Source organism: Vibrio sabulosilitoris (assembly GCF_055391395.1).
Map to the genome: position 1 here is coordinate 1,461,026 of NZ_AP029600.1, position 20,934 is coordinate 1,481,959.

At 48.3% G+C, this 20,934-nt stretch carries 17 protein-coding genes and 1 riboswitch; of the genes, 11 read left to right on the forward strand and 6 right to left on the reverse strand.

Going from position 1 to position 20,934, the window contains the following annotated elements; translation table 11 throughout:
- Window positions 1-30 precede the first annotated feature (30 nt).
- The gene (gene aspS / locus ACZ5R2_RS22010) at window positions 31-1,809 is read right to left on the reverse strand and encodes an aspartate--tRNA ligase (protein WP_464902494.1); all 1,779 of its coding nucleotides are present in this window, start codon (window positions 1,807-1,809) and stop codon (window positions 31-33) included.
- A gap of 299 nt (window positions 1,810-2,108) precedes the next feature.
- Between aspS and ACZ5R2_RS22015 the strand changes: the two genes are divergently transcribed.
- A complete protein-coding gene (locus tag ACZ5R2_RS22015; protein WP_464902493.1) occupies window positions 2,109-2,984 on the forward strand; it encodes a DUF72 domain-containing protein in 876 nt (291 codons plus the stop codon).
- A 22-nt stretch (window positions 2,985-3,006) separates the two neighbouring features.
- Here ACZ5R2_RS22015 and ACZ5R2_RS22020 read toward each other — a convergent pair whose 3' ends face one another.
- Window positions 3,007-4,164 (reverse strand): D-alanyl-D-alanine carboxypeptidase family protein, encoded by a 1,158-nt coding sequence (locus tag ACZ5R2_RS22020; RefSeq protein ID WP_464903647.1) that lies wholly within the window; start codon window positions 4,162-4,164, stop codon window positions 3,007-3,009.
- 309 nt (window positions 4,165-4,473) lie between these two features.
- Here ACZ5R2_RS22020 and cmoA point away from each other — a divergent pair, with 309 nt between their 5' ends.
- From cmoA to ACZ5R2_RS22070, 10 genes are all read left to right on the forward strand, one after another.
- Entirely contained in the window at window positions 4,474-5,202 is a 729-nt protein-coding gene (gene cmoA / locus ACZ5R2_RS22025; RefSeq protein WP_464902492.1) for a carboxy-S-adenosyl-L-methionine synthase CmoA, read from the forward strand.
- Between the two features lie 88 nt (window positions 5,203-5,290).
- On the forward strand, window positions 5,291-6,262 hold the full coding sequence (gene cmoB / locus ACZ5R2_RS22030; protein WP_464902491.1) for a tRNA 5-methoxyuridine(34)/uridine 5-oxyacetic acid(34) synthase CmoB: 972 nt from the start codon (window positions 5,291-5,293) through the stop codon (window positions 6,260-6,262).
- Between the two features lie 118 nt (window positions 6,263-6,380).
- Complete coding sequence (locus tag ACZ5R2_RS22035) at window positions 6,381-7,151, forward strand: ATP-dependent zinc protease family protein (RefSeq protein WP_464902490.1); 771 nt, start codon at window positions 6,381-6,383, stop codon at window positions 7,149-7,151.
- An 11-nt stretch (window positions 7,152-7,162) separates the two neighbouring features.
- Window positions 7,163-8,668, forward strand: coding sequence for an inactive transglutaminase family protein (locus ACZ5R2_RS22040; RefSeq protein WP_464902489.1), 1,506 nt, complete (start codon window positions 7,163-7,165; stop codon window positions 8,666-8,668).
- A gap of 3 nt (window positions 8,669-8,671) precedes the next feature.
- Entirely contained in the window at window positions 8,672-9,637 is a 966-nt protein-coding gene (locus ACZ5R2_RS22045; protein ID WP_464902488.1) for an alpha-L-glutamate ligase-like protein, read from the forward strand.
- A 178-nt stretch (window positions 9,638-9,815) separates the two neighbouring features.
- Window positions 9,816-10,469: a molecular chaperone TorD gene (gene torD / locus ACZ5R2_RS22050; protein WP_464903646.1), complete on the forward strand. Its 654-nt coding sequence runs from the start codon at window positions 9,816-9,818 to the stop codon at window positions 10,467-10,469.
- 185 nt (window positions 10,470-10,654) lie between these two features.
- Window positions 10,655-11,668, forward strand: coding sequence for an HTH-type transcriptional repressor PurR (gene purR, locus ACZ5R2_RS22055; RefSeq protein ID WP_464902487.1), 1,014 nt, complete (start codon window positions 10,655-10,657; stop codon window positions 11,666-11,668).
- A gap of 139 nt (window positions 11,669-11,807) precedes the next feature.
- A riboswitch (cyclic di-GMP riboswitch) is annotated at window positions 11,808-11,919 on the forward strand.
- 111 nt (window positions 11,920-12,030) lie between these two features.
- Entirely contained in the window at window positions 12,031-12,621 is a 591-nt protein-coding gene (locus tag ACZ5R2_RS22060) for a TfoX/Sxy family DNA transformation protein (RefSeq protein ID WP_464902486.1), read from the forward strand.
- A gap of 282 nt (window positions 12,622-12,903) precedes the next feature.
- Window positions 12,904-13,605 (forward strand): TVP38/TMEM64 family protein, encoded by a 702-nt coding sequence (locus tag ACZ5R2_RS22065; protein ID WP_464902485.1) that lies wholly within the window; start codon window positions 12,904-12,906, stop codon window positions 13,603-13,605.
- An 8-nt stretch (window positions 13,606-13,613) separates the two neighbouring features.
- Window positions 13,614-13,928: a putative signal transducing protein gene (locus ACZ5R2_RS22070; RefSeq protein ID WP_464902484.1), complete on the forward strand. Its 315-nt coding sequence runs from the start codon at window positions 13,614-13,616 to the stop codon at window positions 13,926-13,928.
- 19 nt (window positions 13,929-13,947) lie between these two features.
- Here the strand turns inward: ACZ5R2_RS22070 and ACZ5R2_RS22075 are convergent, their stop codons facing one another.
- The 4 genes from ACZ5R2_RS22075 to topA all read right to left on the reverse strand — a co-directional run bounded on the left by ACZ5R2_RS22075 (window position 13,948) and on the right by topA (window position 20,714).
- Window positions 13,948-14,748, reverse strand: coding sequence for an alpha/beta fold hydrolase (locus ACZ5R2_RS22075; RefSeq protein WP_464902483.1), 801 nt, complete (start codon window positions 14,746-14,748; stop codon window positions 13,948-13,950).
- A 153-nt stretch (window positions 14,749-14,901) separates the two neighbouring features.
- A complete protein-coding gene (glgA, locus tag ACZ5R2_RS22080) occupies window positions 14,902-16,356 on the reverse strand; it encodes a glycogen synthase GlgA (RefSeq protein ID WP_464902482.1) in 1,455 nt (484 codons plus the stop codon).
- A 1-nt stretch (window position 16,357) separates the two neighbouring features.
- Window positions 16,358-17,650: a glucose-1-phosphate adenylyltransferase gene (glgC, locus tag ACZ5R2_RS22085; RefSeq protein ID WP_464919455.1), complete on the reverse strand. Its 1,293-nt coding sequence runs from the start codon at window positions 17,648-17,650 to the stop codon at window positions 16,358-16,360.
- Between the two features lie 433 nt (window positions 17,651-18,083).
- Window positions 18,084-20,714 (reverse strand): type I DNA topoisomerase, encoded by a 2,631-nt coding sequence (gene topA / locus ACZ5R2_RS22090; RefSeq protein ID WP_464903692.1) that lies wholly within the window; start codon window positions 20,712-20,714, stop codon window positions 18,084-18,086.
- Window positions 20,715-20,934 lie beyond the last annotated feature (220 nt).

Consider the following 20,934-nt stretch of genomic DNA (forward strand, 5'->3'; position numbering starts at 1 on the left):
GGGCTTTAATTGATCCGAATAATCTAGCAATTACTCAGAGGCTTTGTCTTGCGCTGCAGCTACTGTGATCGCTAGCTCTTCAAGCGCAGCTGGGTTAGCAACACTTGGTGCGTCAGTTAGCAGACATGATGCTGCGGTTGTTTTCGGGAACGCAATCACGTCGCGGATGTTTTCTGTGCCACACAGTAGCATCACTAGGCGGTCAAGACCAAATGCTAGACCTGCGTGTGGTGGTGTACCGTATTTTAGAGCATCCAGCAGGAAGCCGAACTTCGCGCGTTGCTCCTGCGCATCAATACCTAGAATATCAAATACCGCAGACTGCATCTCAGCGTTGTGGATACGCACAGAACCGCCGCCCACTTCGTAGCCGTTGATCACCATATCGTATGCGTTTGAGTTGGCCGCTGCTGGGTTAGCTTTCAGCTCTTCTGCGCTCACACCTAGTGGTGACGTGAATGGGTGGTGCATCGCGTGCAGGTTGCCCTCGTCGTCTTCCTCGAACATTGGGAAGTCAACTACCCAAAGTGGTGCCCATGCTTTAGTGTCAGTCAGCTCAAGGTCGTTACCTAGTTTAAGACGCAGCGCACCCATCGCTTCTGCAACCACGTTGGCTTTGTCCGCACCAAATAGGATAATGTCGCCAGACTCTGCGCCAGTGCGCTCAAGAATGCCGTTGATCACTTCTTCATTTAAGAACTTAGCAACTGGAGACTGGATGCCTTCCATGCCAGCAGCGCGATCGTTGACCTTCATCCACGCTAGGCCTTTCGCGCCGTAGATGCCAACAAACTCACCGTAGCTGTCGATTTGCTTACGTGTCAGCTTAGCGCCACCAGGTACGCGGATCACAGCAACGCGACCTTTCTCGTCGTTTGCCGGGCCAGAGAAGACTTTGAACTCAACGTCTTTCACTAGGTCAGCCACGTCAACCAACTCTAGTGGGTTACGTAGGTCTGGCTTGTCTGAACCAAAGCGACGCATCGCTTCAGAGAATGGCATGATTGGGAACTGACCAAGGTCAACGTTCAGTAGCTCTTGCCACATATCACGAACCATCTGCTCAGTCGTTGCACGGACTTCTTCCGCGCTCATGAATGAGGTTTCGATATCGATTTGAGTAAATTCTGGCTGACGGTCAGCACGCAGGTCTTCGTCGCGGAAACACTTAACGATCTGGTAGTAACGATCGAAGCCTGACATCATCAGTAGCTGCTTGAATAGCTGTGGCGACTGAGGCAATGCGTAGAAGCTGCCTTTGTGGACACGGCTTGGCACCAAGTAGTCACGTGCGCCCTCTGGGGTCGCTTTGGTCAGTACTGGTGTTTCGATGTCTAGGAAGCCGTTGTCATCAAGGAAACGACGCACGAAGCTTGACGCTTTTGCACGCAGCTTGATGCGGTCGCTCATTTCAGGACGACGCAGGTCAAGGTAGCGGAATTTAAGGCGCTGCTCTTCGCTGTTGTTTTGGTTGAAGTCAAGTGGCAGAACGTCAGCACGGTTGATGATCTCAAGGCCGTTAGCGATGATTTCAACTTCACCGGTTGCCATGTCTTTGTTCACTTGGCTCTCTGGACGAACGCGCACTTCACCCGTTAGCTTGATACAGAATTCGTTACGCAGTTGGTTTGCAACTTCGTATGCTTTTGCCATATCTGGGTCAACGACTACCTGAACGACACCTTCGCGATCTCGCATATCGATGAAAATTAGACCGCCTAAATCACGACGACGATTAACCCAGCCGCACAGTTCTACAGTTTGTCCAGCCAGGGACTTGTTCAGGTGACCACAGTAATGGGTACGCATAATGAAATTCCCAATATCTTAAAATTTGTTGATGACTCTCCACCAGCACTCATTTGCCGATGGTTCAAAGTTCCATTTATACGCTGAAAGCCCGATGAAATCGACCATTCAGTTTACAATTTGGTGTGTTTTATACCGAACTGGTAGCAATTAGCTTATTAAGTGTGCAAAAGCCTACCAGAAAGGCAAAATTTGCCGCGATTATACCGATTATTGACGAGGAGATATAGAGCTGATGAGGGGTGAAAAGCACGTCGATATGACGTAGATTAAGTGAACCATTCACAGAGTGAAACCAAATGAAAGACTATCCGCTCAGACTGGGCCTAACTCTATGGTCACATAACCAGTGGCAGCACACCGTTTACGGCAAAGGCACCAAGCCTGCCGAGCGCTTGGCAAGGTATGCGCAGTATTTCCACACTGTGGAGGGCAATACCACATTTTATGCCACGCCCAACCTTGCCACTGCGCGCAACTGGCGCGATGCGACCCCAGACGACTTTCGTTTTACTTTTAAATTGCCGCAGCAAATTACTCACAGGCAACTGCTGCACAATTGCCGAGGAGAGCTGAATGACTTTCTTCGCGCCATGGCGCCTGTGGTCGAAAAAGTCGGTCAATGGACGATACAACTCCCAGCCTCATTTGGTTTTGAGCACTTAGAGCAGCTAAAAACCTTCTGCCACGCCTTCCCACGAGAACTGCCACTGGGCGTAGAGGTCCGTCATCCGATTTTTTTTGCCAAAGGGCCTGAAGAGCAAGCCCTTAATCAGTGGCTTATCGAGCAAAAAATTGACCGTGTGATTATGGATAGTCGCCCAGTGTTCGCCGCCCCGCCCACCACAGCTGCGGTCATCGATGCTCATCAGAAAAAACCCAAGGTTCCGGTCCATGCACTCGCTACGGCCTCCAGACCTATGATCCGCTTTATTGGTCATCCGGAACTCGATGAAAACCTCGGCTTCTTTACACCTTGGTTAAATAAGATCCCCGCTTGGATATCGCAGGGGATCCAACCCTATTTAATGATCCACACACCAGACAATGTGCTCGCACCAGAGCTAGCGCTGTCGTTATATCAAGCTCTCGAGGATACAATGGGGGCAAATAAACTGCCGCCGATCGCTCATTTGCAAGAGAGTAACTCAAGCTCACAAATTGACTTGTTTTAAACGGGTAGTCCACCCTAGTTCATCAACTTGCCAAAAACGAAGCAAACAAAGATTTAAACCACAACACCGCACCGTCCCAAAGCTTGGTAAACCAGTTACCTTCTTCAACAGCCTGAGCGCTGACTAGTGGGTAGCTGACCACCACCTCTTCGTCGTCTGTCCAGATTATTTGACCTACCTCTTGCCCTAAGCTAATTGGCGCCATCAATGGCTCATTAAGCACAACAGTGCGCTCTAGGGTTCTGCGTTTATTGCGCGGGAAAGTAATATAGGCGTCTTTATCAAAGCCAGCATCGATTTGGTTAATATCGCCTTTCCATACGCGGACCTTCGACTCTACATCGCCCCGATCAGCAATCTTTAATGTGGTATAAAAGCGAAAACCATAGCTAAGCAGGTTTCTCGACTGACTCGCCCGAGCATCTTTACTATTGGTGCCCATCACCACTGAGATGAGTCGGTTGTCGCCATCGATGGCCGAGCTGACCAAGCTGTAACCCGCATTTGAGGTGTAGCCCGTTTTACCGCCATCAACATTCACCGCGTTATCCCACAATAGACTATTGCGGTTGTACTGCTTGATATCATTCCAAGTAAACTGCTTTTCGCTGTATATCTGATAAACCTCAGGCACATCCTCAATGATATTTTTCATCAGCAGCGCCATATCACGCGGAGTCGTTTGAATGCCCTCGGCATCCAAGCCATGTGAATTGATAAAACGGGTATCGTACATGCCAAGATTATCCGCCCACTCGTTCATCAAACTGACGAAGGCAGCTTCACTGCCAGCCACATGCTCAGCGAGGGCAACACAGGCGTCATTGCCCGATTGAACGATGACCCCGCGCATCAAATTGGCCACGCTAATTTGATCTTTAGGGGCAATAAACATCTTGGATGACTCGGGAAACTTTTGCGACCAGGCGTTCACGCTCACCGTCACCGTATCTTGCCAATCCAAACGCTGAGCCAAGATTTCTTGCCCCACCACGTAGGCAGTCATCAACTTAGTCAGACTGGCTGGCGCTAAGGCGACATCACCATTTTGCTCAGCGATCACCACCTCAGAGTGATAATCCATCAACACATACCCTTTGGCACTAAGCTCCGGAGGACTGGGAACATCAATCGCCGATGCAATACCGCTCCAACACCATAGTAATGTTACCGTTACCAACAAACGCTTTTTCACAATCTGTTCTCCCTAACTTGACTAACCAACACCGTAAACTCGTACTGGTCGACTGAAGAAATTCACTTACAGTTCAATAGATAAGCGCAAAAATTTCCTTTGCTATCTTGAGCATAGTCCACATTACCCGCGGTACAATATTGAAAAGAGAAATGTCCTTTAAAACTTAACCGAGTGGACAAGCAAAAAGTGGCTAAAATGAAGTCATTGAGCAACTTGGATTTTTACCGTAAAATACGCGCCTTTTTTGCCACTGGTAAAAGGTGGTCAGGCTAGTGTACAGCGAGAGTCAGTATGAGAAATAAAGACACGATATTTTCTGCGCCAATCGATAAGATCGGTGATTTCACTTTTGATGAGCGCGTGGTCGAAGTCTTTCCAGATATGATTCAACGCTCGGTACCTGGCTACAGTAATATCATCTCAGCGATTGGTATGCTCGCCGAGCGCTTTGTCAAACCCAATACACGGGTTTATGACCTTGGCTGCTCGCTTGGCGCGGCGACCTTATCGATGCGCCGTCATATTCACCAAGAGGGCTGTGAGATCATTGCAGTTGATAATTCACCCGCGATGGTGGAGCGCTGTAAACTTCATGTGAACGCCTATCGCAGTGATACGCCGGTTGAGGTAGTTGAGGCTGATATTCGTGAGATTGAAATCAGTAATGCCTCTGTGGTGGTACTTAACTTCACCCTGCAATTTCTGTCCCCTGAAGACCGATTTGCTCTACTGGCCAAGATCCATAAAGGTCTGCGCCCAGGTGGCATCTTGATCGTGTCAGAGAAGTTTGTCTTTGAAGACACCGTATCCAACGAGTTACTGATTGACCTGCACCACGATTTTAAGCGCGCTAACGGCTACAGTGAGCTTGAGATCAGCCAAAAACGCAGTGCGATTGAGAATGTCATGCGCCCTGACTCAGTGGCGATGCACAAACAGCGCTTTGAGCAGATTGGCTACTCAAGCTTTGAGGTCTGGTTCCAGTGCTTTAACTTTGGCTCGATGTTCGCCATAAAATAATTCGCTCTTGCTGCCTAGCCCCCTAGCCAAGCAGCAAGTGTCACTTTGATGCTAGGGACTACATTCTGATTTTTTGGGTTCAACCACTATGTTTAATTTTGCCAACTTCTACCAATTGATTGCACAAGACACCCGCTTACAGCCTTGGCTCAATACCCTGCCGCAACAATTAACCGATTGGCAAAATGCAGAACATGGTGACTTCGCGCGCTGGGTCCGTGCCTTGAATAAGATCCCAAACGGCCAACCTGATCAAATCAACCTGACCGATAAGGTTGAAATGAGTAACGACACGCCAATGCCTGCCGGTGAGCTTAAAAAGCTTGAGAACCTGCTGCGCACCTTCCACCCATGGCGCAAAGGCCCCTACCACGTTCATGGTATCCACATTGATACCGAGTGGCGCAGTGACTGGAAGTGGGATCGCGTACTGCCCCACATCACACCACTGAAAAACCGCTCAGTGCTGGATGTCGGCTGTGGTAACGGCTATCACATGTGGCGCATGCTTGGTGAGGGTGCTCGCCTGTGTGTCGGTATTGACCCTTCGCACCTGTTTTTAATCCAGTTTGAGGCGATTCGCAAACTAATGGGCGACGATCAGCGCGCGCACCTGTTGCCGCTGGGCATTGAGCAACTGCCGAAACTTGAGGCCTTCGATACTGTATTTAGCATGGGCGTACTCTATCACCGCCGCTCGCCGCTTGATCACCTTATCCAATTGAAAGATCAGCTTGTTTCTGGCGGTGAATTGATCCTCGAGACCCTGGTTATCGACGGAGACGAAAACGCAGTGCTGGTGCCTGTTGAACGCTACGCTCAGATGCGTAATGTCTACTTCTTCCCATCGGCGAAAGCGCTCAAGGTTTGGCTTGAGCAAGTCGGTTTTGTCAACGTGCGTATTGTGGATGAAAACACCACTTCAGTTGGTGAGCAGCGCACCACAGAGTGGATGACTCATAACTCTTTACCAGACTACTTGGACCCGAATGACCCAAGTAAAACCGTCGAGGGTTACCCGGCACCAAGAAGAGCAATCCTTGTAGCAAATAAGTTATAATTGACAAAAACTTAACTCAACTCTTGCTCTAACACACATCCCACCCAAAGGAAGGCTTTTCGCCTTCCTTTTTATGGGGTAAACTCGCGCTACTCGGGTTTATCAATAACAAACAAAAATGACTTCAAGACTTTTCCCTGCACTCGTCGCCGTTGGCTTATCCGGATGTGCAACGACAGATCACGTCGCTCTCCATGAGCAAACTCTTGAGCAAGTTAAATCATCTCAGCTTGCGATTGTTAACAAAATTAATCGTTTAGAGCTACAAATTTCCAACCAGAGCGACTACATTGAAAGTCTGGAGTACGAGATTGCCGAGCTCAACTACACGTGGGATCTGCGTCTTGAAGAGGCAGGACTTGACCAGCAAGTAGTGCTAGACGCGGAAGAGCAAGAAGTCGAAGTGGCAGAGACTGCCGACCAGAAACCAAGCGAACACAATGATGTGGTACTTGGTGGGGTTGAGCGCGTTAGTTTTGACAACCTTGAAACAGAGCTAAACGCTCGTGTTGACACTGGCGCTTCAATCTCTTCCCTTAACGCCGCTGATATCGAGCAATTTGAGCGTAATGGTAAGCGCTGGGTTCGCTTCCACATTGCAGATTCAAAAGGCCAGAAGATTGAGGATGCGTCGTCTAAGCCAGTAAAAGTTGAAGCACCAGTGGCTAGAATGGCGAAGATCCGTCAATCAAGCAATACGGATAGTGAGCGTCGTTATGTGATTGATCTGTGGGTTCGCTTAGGTGATATCCACGAGAAGACACAATTTACGCTCGCCAATCGCTCTCATATGACTCATCCAGTGCTGCTTGGTCGTGATTTTATTCGTGACATTGCACTTGTTGATGTGAGCAAAGATTACATTCATACGGAACGTAAACAACAATAACAAGGTAACTTATGACGTCTAAAATTCCATTCTATATCTCTGTCGTCCTGTTGGTTACGGCTGGGATTGTACTCAGTGTGCTTAGACACCAAACCTACGGTGTGCCCTGGACGCCCGGGGAGACACGTCAAGTATGGGATATCGAAGCACGTATCGAGTTTTCTGGTAAAGGTGAGCCCATTAAAGCCTCACTCGCCGCACCACATACTCAGCCTGGCTATACGTTGATCAGTGAATCAGCATCTTCTCAGGGCTACGGTGTCTCTTATCTACAGACTGATGCAGGTCGCCGTGCAGAGTGGTCGATCCGTGAAGCCACCGGCCCGCAGACCATCTACTACAAAACTCAGTTCTTGGTTGACCCAAATGCCGATGTCGAGCCTATCCCACCGCAAGGTGAGCGTGGTAAGCCTACCTTCAGCGGCCCCGTTGAAGCTGCGGCACTGGCTTTGATTGACCGTTCCAAACAACGCTCTGCTGACGATATTACCTTTACCCGCGAGTTGATTAAGTCGCTTAACGACAGTGACAGTCAAAACGCCGCGCTGATCCTCAACGACATGCCTAAAGTTGAAGCGGTCGATAAGATCCTCGCCTATGCGGGTGTTCCGAGCAAAGTCGCCGGTGTGATTGAGCTAGAAGACGGCCGCCGCCGTCAAAGCATTCAGCCAATGAACCAGGTTTGGGATGGCAAGCAGTGGCAGCTGTTTAACCCGCAATCGGGTGTTCAGGGAATGGCGCCAAATATTCTGATTTGGGACGAGTCGAATGTCTCGCTTCTGGATCTGATTGGTGGCAGTAACAGCCAAGTCCTATTCTCTATGATTGCCCAAGAAGTTTCTGCCCAGACGGCGACCAATAATAAAGTCGACGCCGACGGCCTGCTAAACCTCTCGATTCACAGCCTTCCGCTGGAAGAGCAGGCAATGTTCAAGACCATCATGCTGATCCCTATCGGCGCCCTTATCGTCGTGTTCTTGCGTGTGATCATCGGTCTTAAGACCTCGGGTACCTTTATGCCCGTATTGATTGCGGTAGCGTTTGTCCAAACTCAGCTTGTGACGGGTATTGTTGGCTTCCTACTTATCGTCGGCACTGGTCTTGTGATCCGTAGTTACCTTTCACGACTTAACTTACTGTTGGTCGCACGGATCTCGGCGGTGATCATCACGGTAATCATGATCATCTCAGTATTTACCGTTGTCGCCTTCCGTATTGGCCTGACTGAGGGCTTATCGATCACCTTCTTCCCGATGATTATCTTGTCATGGACCATTGAACGTATGTCAATCTTGTGGGAGGAGGAAGGCGCTAAAGAGGTTATGCTCCAAGGTGGTGGCTCACTGCTCACTGCTGTGCTTGTGTACTTGGCGATGACCAACAGCTATGTCCAGCACCTAACATTTAACTTTATCGGTCTACAGTTTGTCGTACTTGGCGGTATCTTGCTCCTTGGTACCTACACTGGCTATCGTCTAACTGAGCTGCGTCGCTTCAAACCGCTAACGGAGGACTAAACGATGTTTTCACGTTTAACCTCACCCGGTAAACTGCGCGCCAAAGGGATCATGGGCATGAACCAACGTAACCACAGTTACATTGGCCGCTACAACGATCGCTCTAAATACCCTTTGGTGGATGATAAACTCAAAACCAAGATCATTGCTGAGGCAGCGGGATGTACTGTGCCAAAACTGATTGGCACCATCTCTACCCAGGCGGATGTGAAACGAATTCACAAGATGGTCAAAGATTGGCCGGGCTTTGTGATCAAACCGGCTCAAGGTAGTGGTGGTAAGGGTATCTTGGTGGTGATTTCCCACCAAGATGGCGTCTACACCAAGCCCTCTGGCTCAACCATCAACGAAGAGGACGTTGAACGTCATATCAGCAACACACTTGCTGGCCTGTTCTCGCTCGGTGGTAAAAACGACGTGGCCGTGGTCGAAAACTTGATTAAGTTTGATGACTGCTTTGAAGGCTACAGCGTAGAGGGAGTGCCTGATGTTCGGATCATCGTGTTCAAAGGCTACCCTGTCATGGCCATGATGCGCTGCTCAACCACTGCTTCAGATGGCAAAGCAAACTTGCACCAAGGCGCCGTCGGGATTGGTATTGATATCGCCACAGGGCGCGCCGTCCGCGCAGTACAGTTTGACCAACCGGTTGAGCACCACCCAGACACTGGCCAAGAGCTCAGTCAACTGCAAGTCCCACACTGGGAGCGTCTGCTTGAACTTGCCGCGAGTGCCTGGGAGATGACTGGGCTTGGTTATATGGGTACTGATATGGTTCTGGATAAAGAAGAAGGGCCAATGGTGCTGGAGTTGAATGCTCGTCCAGGATTAGCGATCCAAATTGCCAACGGCAGTGGCTTGCTTCCGCGACTGAAGCATATTGAAAACCTTGAGCTCCCAGCGGAATACCCTAAACCCAAAGAGCGGGTCGCCTACGCTGCTAAGCAGTTTGGTGTCTTCAACAAGTAAGTCAGTAAACAGCAAAAATGCCGCCCTCTCATCGGGCGGCATTTTTATTCATACTAACAATCGATTACGTCAGGTCTCCTAGAAATGCTTGTCTATTACTCTCATTATTGCTCCATGCCACTATTTAGAAATTAGTTATACTTATCAACATAGTGAACGAGATGTGGGGTTGGTCGTGATTGAAGAAGTGAAAGCGTTTAATGATAAGCGAGCAGAGATCTACTGGTGGCTCTCAAGCCTGTTCAGTCGAGAGCTGGACGACAAAGATCTTGCCCAGTACCAAAGTCCAGAAATTCGCGCATTTCTGAGTGGCTTGGAGGAGAACCCACAGTTAAAGCAACCCGTGGCAAACTTTATTGATACGCTCAATCGCCTGCAAGACAGGGAAGACGCTCAATTGGAACTCGCCGCTGATTTTTGCGACTTGTTCCTTAAGTCTGATAAAGAAGGGGCCTTACCTTATGCCTCGGTATATCTGGATCCTGAACATATGCTCAATGGCCAACCAGCCCTGAAAATGAAGCAACTTCTCGCTGAGCATAATATTCAAGTCTCCCAAGGTTTGAATGAGCCCCCAGATCACCTCGGTGTCGAGCTCGATTTTCTTGGCAACCTCATCATTCGCTCGAATGAACTCGAGCAGGAGCGCCACCTTGAACAGGCTTTTGCTGAGCAAGAACAATTTATCCGCCAATACCTGCTCACTTGGGTACCTCAATTTTGCGCCTTATGTAAAAAACGCGACCAGTTTGGGTTCTATGCTGCAGTAAGTGAGTTACTGCTCGCCTTTCTCAAGCTGGACTGTCTTTACTTATTGGGCGAGGAAAGTTAGCCCAATTGGCGATTAAGTTTGCACCGCAAACGATAGCAGTCTAAAATGTTCGGATATTTTTAGCCGCTTTCGTAAAAGCGGTTTTTTTGTTTACCCCTTAGCGAATACCGCATTTCCCTCACCATGATACGTTCGAACGCTTGAGATCTGTGCGGTAACCATAAGTACTATTAAGGAACACACCAATGGCCACTATTAAAGATGTCGCACGTCTTGCTGGTGTCTCTACCACAACGGTATCGCACGTTATCAATAAGACCCGATTCGTTGCTGAGGCTACCCAAGAAAAAGTAAACCAAGCGGTGAAGGAGCTTAATTACGCTCCTAGTGCGGTGGCGCGTAGTTTGAAGTGTAATTCAACCCGTACCATCGGCATGCTCGTCACTCAGTCCACTAACCTGTTTTTCTCTGAGGTCATTGATGGTGTCGAGAGTTACTGTTACCGTCAGGGCTACACCCTAATTTTGTGTAACACCGGTGGTATTTACGAGAAACAGCGCGATTATATTCGTATGCTGGCCGAAAAACGTGTCGATGGCATTCTGGTCATGTGTTCAGACTTGACTGAAGAGCTCAACGAGATGCTCGATAGCCACCCTAACATTCCAAAAGTAATCATGGACTGGGGCCCTGAAACCTCTCAAGCTGACAAAATCATTGATAACTCTGAAGAGGGCGGTTACCTTGCGACCAAGTTTCTAATTGATAAGGGCCACCAAAAGATTGCTTGCCTTAGCGGCCACTTTGAAAAGGCTGCGTGTATGGAGCGTATTAGCGGCTTTCGCCGCGCGATGGATGAGGCGAACCTCAATGTGGTTGAGGATTGGATCCTTGAGGGCAACTTTGAGTGTGACACTGCCGTCCTTGCCGCGGACAAGATCGCTGCAATGGATGAAAAGCCGACCGCGGTATTCTGTTTTAATGACACCATGGCACTTGGTCTTATGAGTCGCTTGCAGGAAAACGGTATTCGTATCCCTGAAGATATGTCTGTGATCGGTTATGACAATATCGAGCTGGCCGAGTACTTCTCTCCACCACTGACCACCGTACACCAACCGAAACGACGTGTGGGTAAAAATGCCTTTGAGATCCTGTTAGAAAGAATCAAAAACAAGGAGCATGAAAAGCGAGTTTTTGAGATGCACCCAGAGGTCGTAGAGCGACTAACCGTCAAAGATATCAATAATTTAGATTAATTTTTGAAGCAAAATCAAATGCCTACACGGTTAGTGTGTAATTGAAAAGAATTGACCAGTCTTTTTTGGGACTAATATCACGTTACGGTTAGTAAATGTGTGATATCAGCCCAGCTTTTTATTATGATTTTGGCGTATGCCACGCACAGGGCAAACCATCTGAAAGGGTGGGACGCAAAGCCTCCGGCCTTACCCTTCAATTACTTGGGTGAAAACTCTCGTTTTTGAAGAAAGGTAGCGGGGTTGCCGACGGTGAAAAGACCCTTCATTTACCTGCTTCATGTAAGTGTCGCGTCGTTTTTGCTAAATTCTCGGGCCTGAATTTAGGTGGCTGTTGTTTCACTACCGAGATTTACAAAACCATGGATAGACCAATTTTAAAAGACTCAATGCGTTTATTTGAGCAACTAGGGAGCGTAAAATCGCGATCAATGTTCGGCGGATTCGGCGTTTTTGTCGATGATGCAATGTTTGCACTCATCGTTAGCAATCGTTTGCACATTCGCAAATGCAGTGAATTAGATGCCGAAATTACCGCCAAAGGCCTCGAACCTTATGTTTATGAGAAGAAGGGCTTTCCTGTTGTTACTAAGTATTTTCAACTTGCTGAGGATTGCCTAGAGAATCCCCAGCGTCTGCTTGAGATGGCAACAGTGGCTCTCGATGCCGCAAAAAAAGATAAAATTAAGCAAGAAACCGCCAAGCCGCAGCGCCTTAAAGATTTACCTAATCTGCGCCTTGCGACGGAAAGAATGCTCAAAAAAGCAGGGATAGGTAGTGTTTCTGAGCTCGAGGAAGCGGGCTCTGTTAACGCTTATCGCGCGATTCAGGAAACCCACACTGTACCGGTTAACCTTGAGCTGCTCTACTCTCTAGAAGGAGCACTCAGAGGCACCCACTGGTCGGTGATCCCTCAGCAGCAACGTGATGATTTAGCTAACCAGCTTTGCTAATCGTTGATATAACCTGCTATTCTTTACCTAAATTTTAGCCAGCGATCAGCTGGCTTTTTTGATTTTCGCGTATCTCTAAACTCTAACTGTGAATAGACTTCATTAGCTTTGGGGGCCAATTGAGGTGTTCCTACGTGCTCTAGAGCCCTCGCTAGCCCGTACTCGAACCTCGTAGAACGACAGCCTGTTGCCTTTTTTTTTGGTGAAAGAAATTTCTCTCCTATCCTGTCTGTATAGTCAGTCCAATTACGGTATACTGCAGCTAAAACAGGGATTAGAGTGATGAAAAAGTTTTTTAATACAAAAGTGATTTTGGGTGTGGTTTTGGTGGCTATCATTGTAACACTAGCGACACAATTTGGTCAGTATCTGACGCTCGAGAACGCCAAAGAGCAACAAGCGGCACTGCGCAGCATTATCGACGCTAACTTTGTCACTGCAGCGGCAATTTACTTTTTCGCTTATGTCGGTATTACTGCCTTTTCGGTACCTGGCGCTGCAGTGGTTACCCTACTCGGTGCAGCACTGTTTGGTTTTTGGACCAGTTTAGTCTTAGTGTCTTTTGCTAGCAGTATCGGTGCAACGCTTGCGTTTCTTAGCAGCCGCTTTTTGCTGCGTGACTGGGTACAGGGTAAGTTTGGTGACAAACTAGGTACCATCAACAAAGGTATCGAGAAAGACGGTGCGCTGTACTTGCTATCGTTACGCTTAATCCCAGTATTTCCCTTCTTCTTAATCAACTTGCTGATGGGTCTGACACCTTTGTCTATCGGTCGTTTCTACCTCTTTAGCCAAATTGGTATGCTGCCCGGCACAGCGGTCTATCTAAACGCCGGTACTCAACTGGCACAAATAGACTCGTTAGGTGGTATTGTGTCACCTTCAGTGCTGATCTCATTTGCGCTACTCGGATTGTTCCCGGTGCTGATGAAGTGGGTAATGAACTTTGTCGAGCGTAGACGTAATGTCGCTGCAACAAAATAAGGACAGCAATGAAGATTTATTTTGCTAAACACCCACCCGAAGCTCATATCGTCGCGCAGATGCTCCAGCAACACCAGATCCGCTGTGAGGTGCGCGGCGATGGTTTGTTTGGCTTGCAAGGGGAACTACCGTTTAACGAAGAGACCTTTCCTCATGTTTGGCTGTATAATGCCGACGATAGAATCGCCGCCGAGCGCTTGATTGAGCGCTATCTATTTCAACAGCAAGCCAGTCTCTCTGGATGGCAATGCAGTGAGTGTCAGGAACACAATGAGGGACAGTTTGGTGCTTGTTGGCAATGCGGAGCACCGGCACCACATTAGTCGAGAGAGAGGTGCTGGATTACGCCGGTGAGTGACGCTTAATAAATGAGATTGAGTGCGCGTTAAACTCTTCCGGACGCTCAACGTTACACACATGACCACAATTCTCGATTTCAAGCAGCTCACTCTGGGCATGGAGCGACACCATCTCTCGCACAGGCTTGATGAACATGTAGTCACGCTCGCCCATTAAGTACAGGGTCGGGATCGGTAATTCTCTATCACGAAAATAACGCATCAGTGGATTAACGTCCGTGGCAAGTTTAAACCAACGCTTGAACTCTTTTTGGCACAGCTTCTTGGCTTCACGCACAAACATATGTCGTGACTCACGCTGACTGCGCTGCGGCATGACGATATAGGCAAATAAGCCGTATAACCACATGTAAGGCAGGAAGTTCTTGCTCATGTCACCCAGCTTAACCAACACCTGTGAACGGGCGTTTAGGCGGGTTACAGCGCCTCCTAGCACCATGCTGCGCACACGTGGTGCCTCTAGTTCAGCCACATTACGGACAATAATCGTCCCTAGTGACATACCGACAAAGTGCGCCGATGAAATACTCAGGTGATCGAGCACTTTCAGAACATCCTTGGTAACGTCTTTAAAGGTGTAGTGGTTGGTGATGATATCTTTAATGAACTGATTGGACTTACCATGACCGCGCAAGTCGACCAAAAGCAAGTTGAAATGCTCGCGATATGATTTTATCTGCTTAAACCAAATTGACGAGCTGCCGCCAGCTCCATGGACAAAAACCACCCACTCCTTGCTAGTTGGGTGCTTGAATGTCTTGTGAAAAAGCAAACTGTTTGACATGTTTCTGTATTACCAATAACGAACTCACACAAAATCCTAGCATAAAACCCTAACAAACGCTCTATCAATATTTGTAACTGGGAATTGCTCAACCGTAGATACAGCAAGGGCTGAATCAAGATTCAGCCCTTTATATTAACGCCAATTTTCAGCTTAGTGCTTGAGTGCCAACTGGTACATCTTGATGTACTGATGGGCAGACTCTTGCCAACTAAAGTCTTGAGACATGGCTCTTTGTTGAACCTTTACAAAGCCCTCTGAGTCTTGCAGCATAAACAACAACGCACGCTGCATCGTAACTAACAGTGCTTCAGGCGTTGGCTGATTAAAGCTAAAGCCTGTCGCCTGCTCTGGATGCAGATCATAATCGACAACGGTATCTTTCAGACCGCCCACTTCACGCACAATCGGCAGCGTACCATAGGCCATACTATAAATCTGATTCAGACCACACGCCTCAAACTCAGATGGCATCAAGAAGAAATCAGAGCCAGCTTCAATCAGGTGTGCAAATCGATTACTGTACGCCTCAAGAAATGCAAACTTGTTTGGATAATTCTGAGCAATGCTGCGCAGCCAAGAGGCAATCTCCGCCTCACCGGTACCGATGATCACCACCTGAACATCGTTGTTCAGGAACTTCTCGATAATTGGCAGCAAGTAAGAGAAACCCTTTTGGTGGCTTAGACGACACACCATACCAAACATGGGTTTATCGCCAACCGGCAGTCCCACCTCTTGTTGAAGCGTGTGCTTCGCATCCGCTTTACCCTTTTGTAGAGAGGCCGTGTCACTGGTGTACGGTGTCGGCAAAAACTCGTCTTTCGACGGCTCCCACTCCGAGTAATCACAACCATTAACTATGCCATGCAGATCCGAGGCACGATGAACAAAATCATCCACCATACCGTGTGCACCCAGAGGAGTGAGTAGCTCAGAAGCATAGTTCGGGCTGACTGCATTGATCTTATCGGCAAAGGCAATTCCCGCACGCAGCATACTCACTTGATCGTGACCATACTGAAGGAACTCCATACCCGATAGGTTCAGCTCAGGAATATTCTGTACCTGATGGTAGTGGAATATCCCTTTAAACAATGCGTTATGCACCGTAAGTACACTCTTCATTGAGTGGAAAAACGGGTCTTCACGGTAACGCGTTTTGAGCAGAAACGGAACAAAGCCAGTATGCCAATCATTCGCATGCACGATATCAGGGCGAATATCCAGCTTCGGCAACACGTCTAGGCTTGCTGCACAGAAGAAGCTAAAACGCTCACCATTGTCATGATAAGCATGGTTATTCTCTGCATAGAGCTCTGGCCGGTCGAAATACTGAGGACAGTCGATCAAATATACATCGACGCCGTCAAGTTGGGTTTTGCGCACGCAATAGCTGGTGTGCGGCCAATGGTTCAGTTCAGTTTCTAAGATCACCTGGGTGTCTGAAACATGGGAGATGCTGCGATACGCAGGCAGCACGATCGCCACCTCGTGCCCCAGCTCTTGCAATGCTTTTGGCAGCGCCTTGGCTACATCCGCCAAGCCGCCACTTTTCACTAGTCCTTGTGCCTCTGAAACGGGAAACCAGAGATTTAGTTTTTCCACTTTAGTATCCTACTTTACTTCCTTTCGCAATCACGACAATGCCTTCAGAAGAAACGTGGAAGCGTTTAGCGTCCAACTCGAGATCTTCGCCGATGACGGTGCCTGGTGCGATTTCAACGTCTTTATCGATGATGGTGCGACGGATTTTACATCCTGCGCCAATTTTCACATCACCTAAAATAACAGATTCAGACACGGTTGTACCAGAAGCAATGTTGGTGCGATAGCCGAGAACCGACTTGTAAATCGTTGATCCTTGGATATAACTTCCCCCTGAGACCAAACTATCTGTGATCTTCACCTTACGGTGATCGGCATCAACAAAGGTCGCCGGTGGGAATGGAGGGTAGTAGGTATGTAACTGCCAGTTGCGGTTATAAAGCGAAAACGGAGCATCTTCCTCTAGCAAGTCCATGTGCGCTGACCAGTAAGAGCCAATCGTACCCACATCACGCCAGTAGGTTTGTGGCCTCTCACCCGGAATATCATTGGTTGAGAAGTCATAAACATACACGTCGCCACTTGGGTAAAGCTTTGGAATGATATCTTTACCAAAGTCATGGCTCGACTCAGAGTTTTTGGCATCTTCATGTAGCTCACTACATAGACACTCGGTCTCAAAGATGTAGTTACCCATTGAAACCAAAGCCATATCAGGATGGCCAGGGATTGGCTTAGGATTGGCCGGTTTTTCTTCAAAACCAATCATTTTGCCATTTTCATCTACTTCAATAACACCAAATGATGACGCCTCAGCCAGCGGCATACGCAGCGCTGAAACAGTCAGGCTTGCTTTCTTTTCTTTATGGAAATCAAGCATCTGACGAATATCCATCTTGTAGATATGATCGGAGCCAAAAATAGCGACTTGATCCGGATCTTCAAGCTTGATAAAGCCAACGTTTTGGTAGATTGCATCTGCTGTACCCTCGTACCAACGCTTACCATCACGCATCTGCGCAGGGATAAGATCGATAAAGCGCCCAGTGATGCTGGTTGGGTTCCAACCTTTTTTCATGTGCACGTATAGAGATTGTGATTTGAACTGAGTCAACACGTAAACCTTCATTAAGTCGGCATTACGGAAGTTGTTCAGTGCGAAATCAATTAATCGGTAGCTACCGCCAAAGGGAACAGCAGGTTTAGTACGTGTTTCGGTAAGAGGCATCAGACGTGAGCCTTCTCCACCAGCGAGGATCATCCCTAAAACACCAGCCATAGTTTTCTCTCCATATTTATATTTATCATTTAACGCGTACCCTGCTTTGAAAAAGTGAGGGGAACAGAAATACACGTTTGTAGGGCATCGCTTGCAAGCTGAGACACGTGATTAATTTTGTTGATACGTGTTTCAAGTCACAAGCGTCACCTTATGTCAAGAATAAGCCAGCTGCCTATCCATCGATCTTCAGCGATAACATTCTTCAATGGAATTTGCTCAGCCTTGGGAAGAGTAAGACCGAGTCGTTATATGCGAAAAACGTTACATGCGAACAAATAGAAAAGAGCAGTTTTCTTGACACCATTAAGCACCTTGTGTGCTTAAGAGAACCCATTATGAAGAAAAGTTACTAGCAGCGTCAGTGTCGGTGGTCACAAATTTTATTCTACAGTGGACATACCTGTGTATTCTTAGGTATCAGTTTCATTTTTGCAATATAACTTCCATGCAATCGCGACATAAAAAAGGGCGACCCACTGGCCGCCCTGATGTTTACAAATGGTGGTTATTTTTTAGGCTTCTTGCGCTTGTCGGTGATTTCCCACTTACCGTCAATGTACAAACCTGTCCAACCAGAAGGCTTACCATCATCTTCCGAGCGGATGTAGTTTTCCTTGGTCTTGCGGCTAAAACGAACAACCGCAGGACGACCGTCTGGGTCATGCGTTGGTGCCTCGGCAAGGTAGTGGAACTTAGGCGAGATGCGGTCTTTAAAGCGAGCAAGTTCCTCAACCAAAGGCGCTCTTGTTTCACGCGATTTCGGGAAGTTGCTCGCTGCCATAAACAGGCCTGACGCCCCATCACGCAGCACAAAGTACGCATCAGAGTTGGCACATGGCAACTCTGGGAAGTGCACTGGGTCCTCTTTCGGTGGCGCAACTTCACCATTTTTCAGAATTTTACGCGTGTTCTTACAGTTTTCATTGGTGCAATCCATGTACTTACCGAAACGGCCATTTTTGAGCACCATGTCAGAACCACACTTGTCACACTCAACAACCGGACCATCGTAGCCCTTAACCTTGTATTCACCATGCTCAACCACATAGCCTTCACAGTTCGGGTTGTTACCACACACGTGCAGCTTGCGCTTGTCATCAATAAGGTAAGCGTCCATCGCGGTTTCACAGATTGGACAACGCTTCTTGGCGCGCAGCGCCGCCGTCTCAACGTCTTCCTCAAGCACGTTGATAATCCCTTCTTCATCGCCAAGGTTGATGGTCGTCTTACAGCGCTCTTTTGGCGGCAAAGAATAACCAGAACAACCGAGGAATACACCCGTTGATGCAGTTCGAATACCCATTGGGCGTGAACAAGTCGGACACTCAATATCGGTCATCACGATGTGGTTTGGCTTCATGCCACCTTCGCCTTCATCCAGCTCTGCTTTTTGCAGCTCGTCAGTGAAGTCGCCGAAGAAATTATCCAGCATGTGTTTCCAATTCACCTCACCTTCCGCAATTTGGTCGAGTTTCTCTTCCATGCGCGCAGTGAAGTCATAGTTCATCAGATCATCAAAGCTATCATCGAGACGATCGGTGACGATCTCACCCATCTTCTCTGCGTAGAATCGACGCTGATCAACTTTAACGTAACCACGATCTTGGATCGTTGAGATGATCGATGCATAAGTCGAAGGACGACCGATGCCACGCTTCTCAAGCTCTTTCACCAAGGCCGCTTCAGTAAAACGTGCCGGTGGCTTGGTAAAGTGCTGCTTAGGATCTAGGTTTTGCAGATCCAGCGTATCACCCACCTGCACTGCAGGCAGGATCTGATCTTCATTTTTACCCAGTGGGCGCTGAACGCGTGTCCAACCGTCAAACTTAAGGATACGGCCCTTGGCTTTGAGGGTGAACTCGGCAGCTTTAACGCTCACTGTGGTTGAGTCGTATTTCGCTGGCGTCATCTGACACGCGACGAACTGATTCCAGATAAGCGAGTACAGTTTGTGCGCATCCGCTTCCATACCTTTCAGATCGTCTGCCTTGACAGCCACATCAGATGGACGGATAGCCTCGTGCGCCTCTTGTGCGCCCTCTTTGCTGCCATAAACCAGTGGCTTAGCAGGCAAGTAAGCGTCACCAAACTCACTATTAATAAACTCGCGTGCGGCCTCCACAGCCTCTTTACTCAGGTTAGTCGAGTCAGTACGCATGTACGTGATGTAACCCGCCTCATAGAGGCGCTGAGCGAGCATCATGGTCTTTTTCACGCCGTAGCCCAAGCGGGTACTTGCCGCTTGCTGCAGTGTCGAGGTGATGTAAGGTGCAGATGGCTTGCTGCTGGTTGGACGGTCTTCACGCTTACACACTTCGTAAGCGGCCTTCTCCAACACGCTCATTGCCGCCTTGGTTTCTGCCTCGTTGACTGGCTTAAACGCGCTGCCATCTTTTTGCGCTACTTGGAGACGGAAGTTGGTCTTGTCCTGCGTTAGCGTATCTGCATGCACATCCCAGAATTCTTCTGGAACAAACGCCTTGATCTCACGCTCACGCTCAACCAGAAGCTTCACCGCCACCGATTGAACACGGCCAGCTGATAGACCACGTGCGACCTTTTTCCACAACAGTGGTGACACCATAAAGCCCACCACACGGTCCATAAAACGACGGGCCTGCTGCGCATTGACGCCATCAATATTCAGCTCGCCCGGTTGCTCGAACGCCTGCTGGATCGCGTTTTTAGTGATTTCATTAAATACTACGCGTTTGTATCGCTCTTCATCGCCACCGATGATCTCGCGAAGGTGCCAAGCGATAGCCTCTCCCTCACGGTCCAAATCGGTTGCGAGATAAACGTAATCTGCATCTTCCGCCAGTTTTTGTAGCTCAGAGACAACCTTCTCCTTGCCCGGTAGGATCTGATAGTTTGCTTCCCACTCGTTGTAAGGGTCGATACCCATTTTTTTGATCAGCGCTTTGCGGTCTTTCTCTTTTTTGACGCGCGCTTTCTCTTCAGGGCTCATCCCCTTAGTAGAAACTGCGGCTGCTTTTTTCTGCCCAGTGCTCTGCCCTGCAGTCGGTAGATCACGCACGTGACCGACACTCGACTTCACCACAAAGTCTTTACCTAGGTATTTATTGATGGTCTTCGCCTTAGCTGGCGACTCCACAATAACCAGTGATTTACCCATACGATTTATATTCTCTATTTCAGGCACGCCGTTACGGTACGACATACTCAATAATGCGTTCTTTTTTTACTATTGAGCGAGATTTTCAGAAGATCAATATCTTTTTGCAAAAAAACTTCCGACTGCTGGACATTTCGGCAATCCTCTGCAGCCGTACCACGTGAGGGATTCCCTCTTTATATACGTAGCATTTTCATCTGCATAGTTGATATTTTTTAAC

What these genes read in the sequence shown, in the direction of transcription:
- aspS (WP_464902494.1), bottom strand. Translation starts at nt 1,809, where the DNA reads ATGCGTACCCATTACTGTGGTCACCTGAACAAGTCCCTGGCTGGACAA.
- ACZ5R2_RS22015 (WP_464902493.1), top strand. Translation starts at nt 2,109, where the DNA reads ATGAAAGACTATCCGCTCAGACTGGGCCTAACTCTATGGTCACATAAC.
- cmoA (WP_464902492.1), top strand. Translation starts at nt 4,474, where the DNA reads ATGAGAAATAAAGACACGATATTTTCTGCGCCAATCGATAAGATCGGT.
- cmoB (WP_464902491.1), top strand. Translation starts at nt 5,291, where the DNA reads ATGTTTAATTTTGCCAACTTCTACCAATTGATTGCACAAGACACCCGC.
- ACZ5R2_RS22035 (WP_464902490.1), top strand. Translation starts at nt 6,381, where the DNA reads ATGACTTCAAGACTTTTCCCTGCACTCGTCGCCGTTGGCTTATCCGGA.
- ACZ5R2_RS22040 (WP_464902489.1), top strand. Translation starts at nt 7,163, where the DNA reads ATGACGTCTAAAATTCCATTCTATATCTCTGTCGTCCTGTTGGTTACG.
- ACZ5R2_RS22045 (WP_464902488.1), top strand. Translation starts at nt 8,672, where the DNA reads ATGTTTTCACGTTTAACCTCACCCGGTAAACTGCGCGCCAAAGGGATC.
- purR (WP_464902487.1), top strand. Translation starts at nt 10,655, where the DNA reads ATGGCCACTATTAAAGATGTCGCACGTCTTGCTGGTGTCTCTACCACA.
- ACZ5R2_RS22060 (WP_464902486.1), top strand. Translation starts at nt 12,031, where the DNA reads ATGGATAGACCAATTTTAAAAGACTCAATGCGTTTATTTGAGCAACTA.
- ACZ5R2_RS22065 (WP_464902485.1), top strand. Translation starts at nt 12,904, where the DNA reads ATGAAAAAGTTTTTTAATACAAAAGTGATTTTGGGTGTGGTTTTGGTG.
- ACZ5R2_RS22070 (WP_464902484.1), top strand. Translation starts at nt 13,614, where the DNA reads ATGAAGATTTATTTTGCTAAACACCCACCCGAAGCTCATATCGTCGCG.
- ACZ5R2_RS22075 (WP_464902483.1), bottom strand. Translation starts at nt 14,748, where the DNA reads ATGTCAAACAGTTTGCTTTTTCACAAGACATTCAAGCACCCAACTAGC.
- topA (WP_464903692.1), bottom strand. Translation starts at nt 20,714, where the DNA reads ATGGGTAAATCACTGGTTATTGTGGAGTCGCCAGCTAAGGCGAAGACC.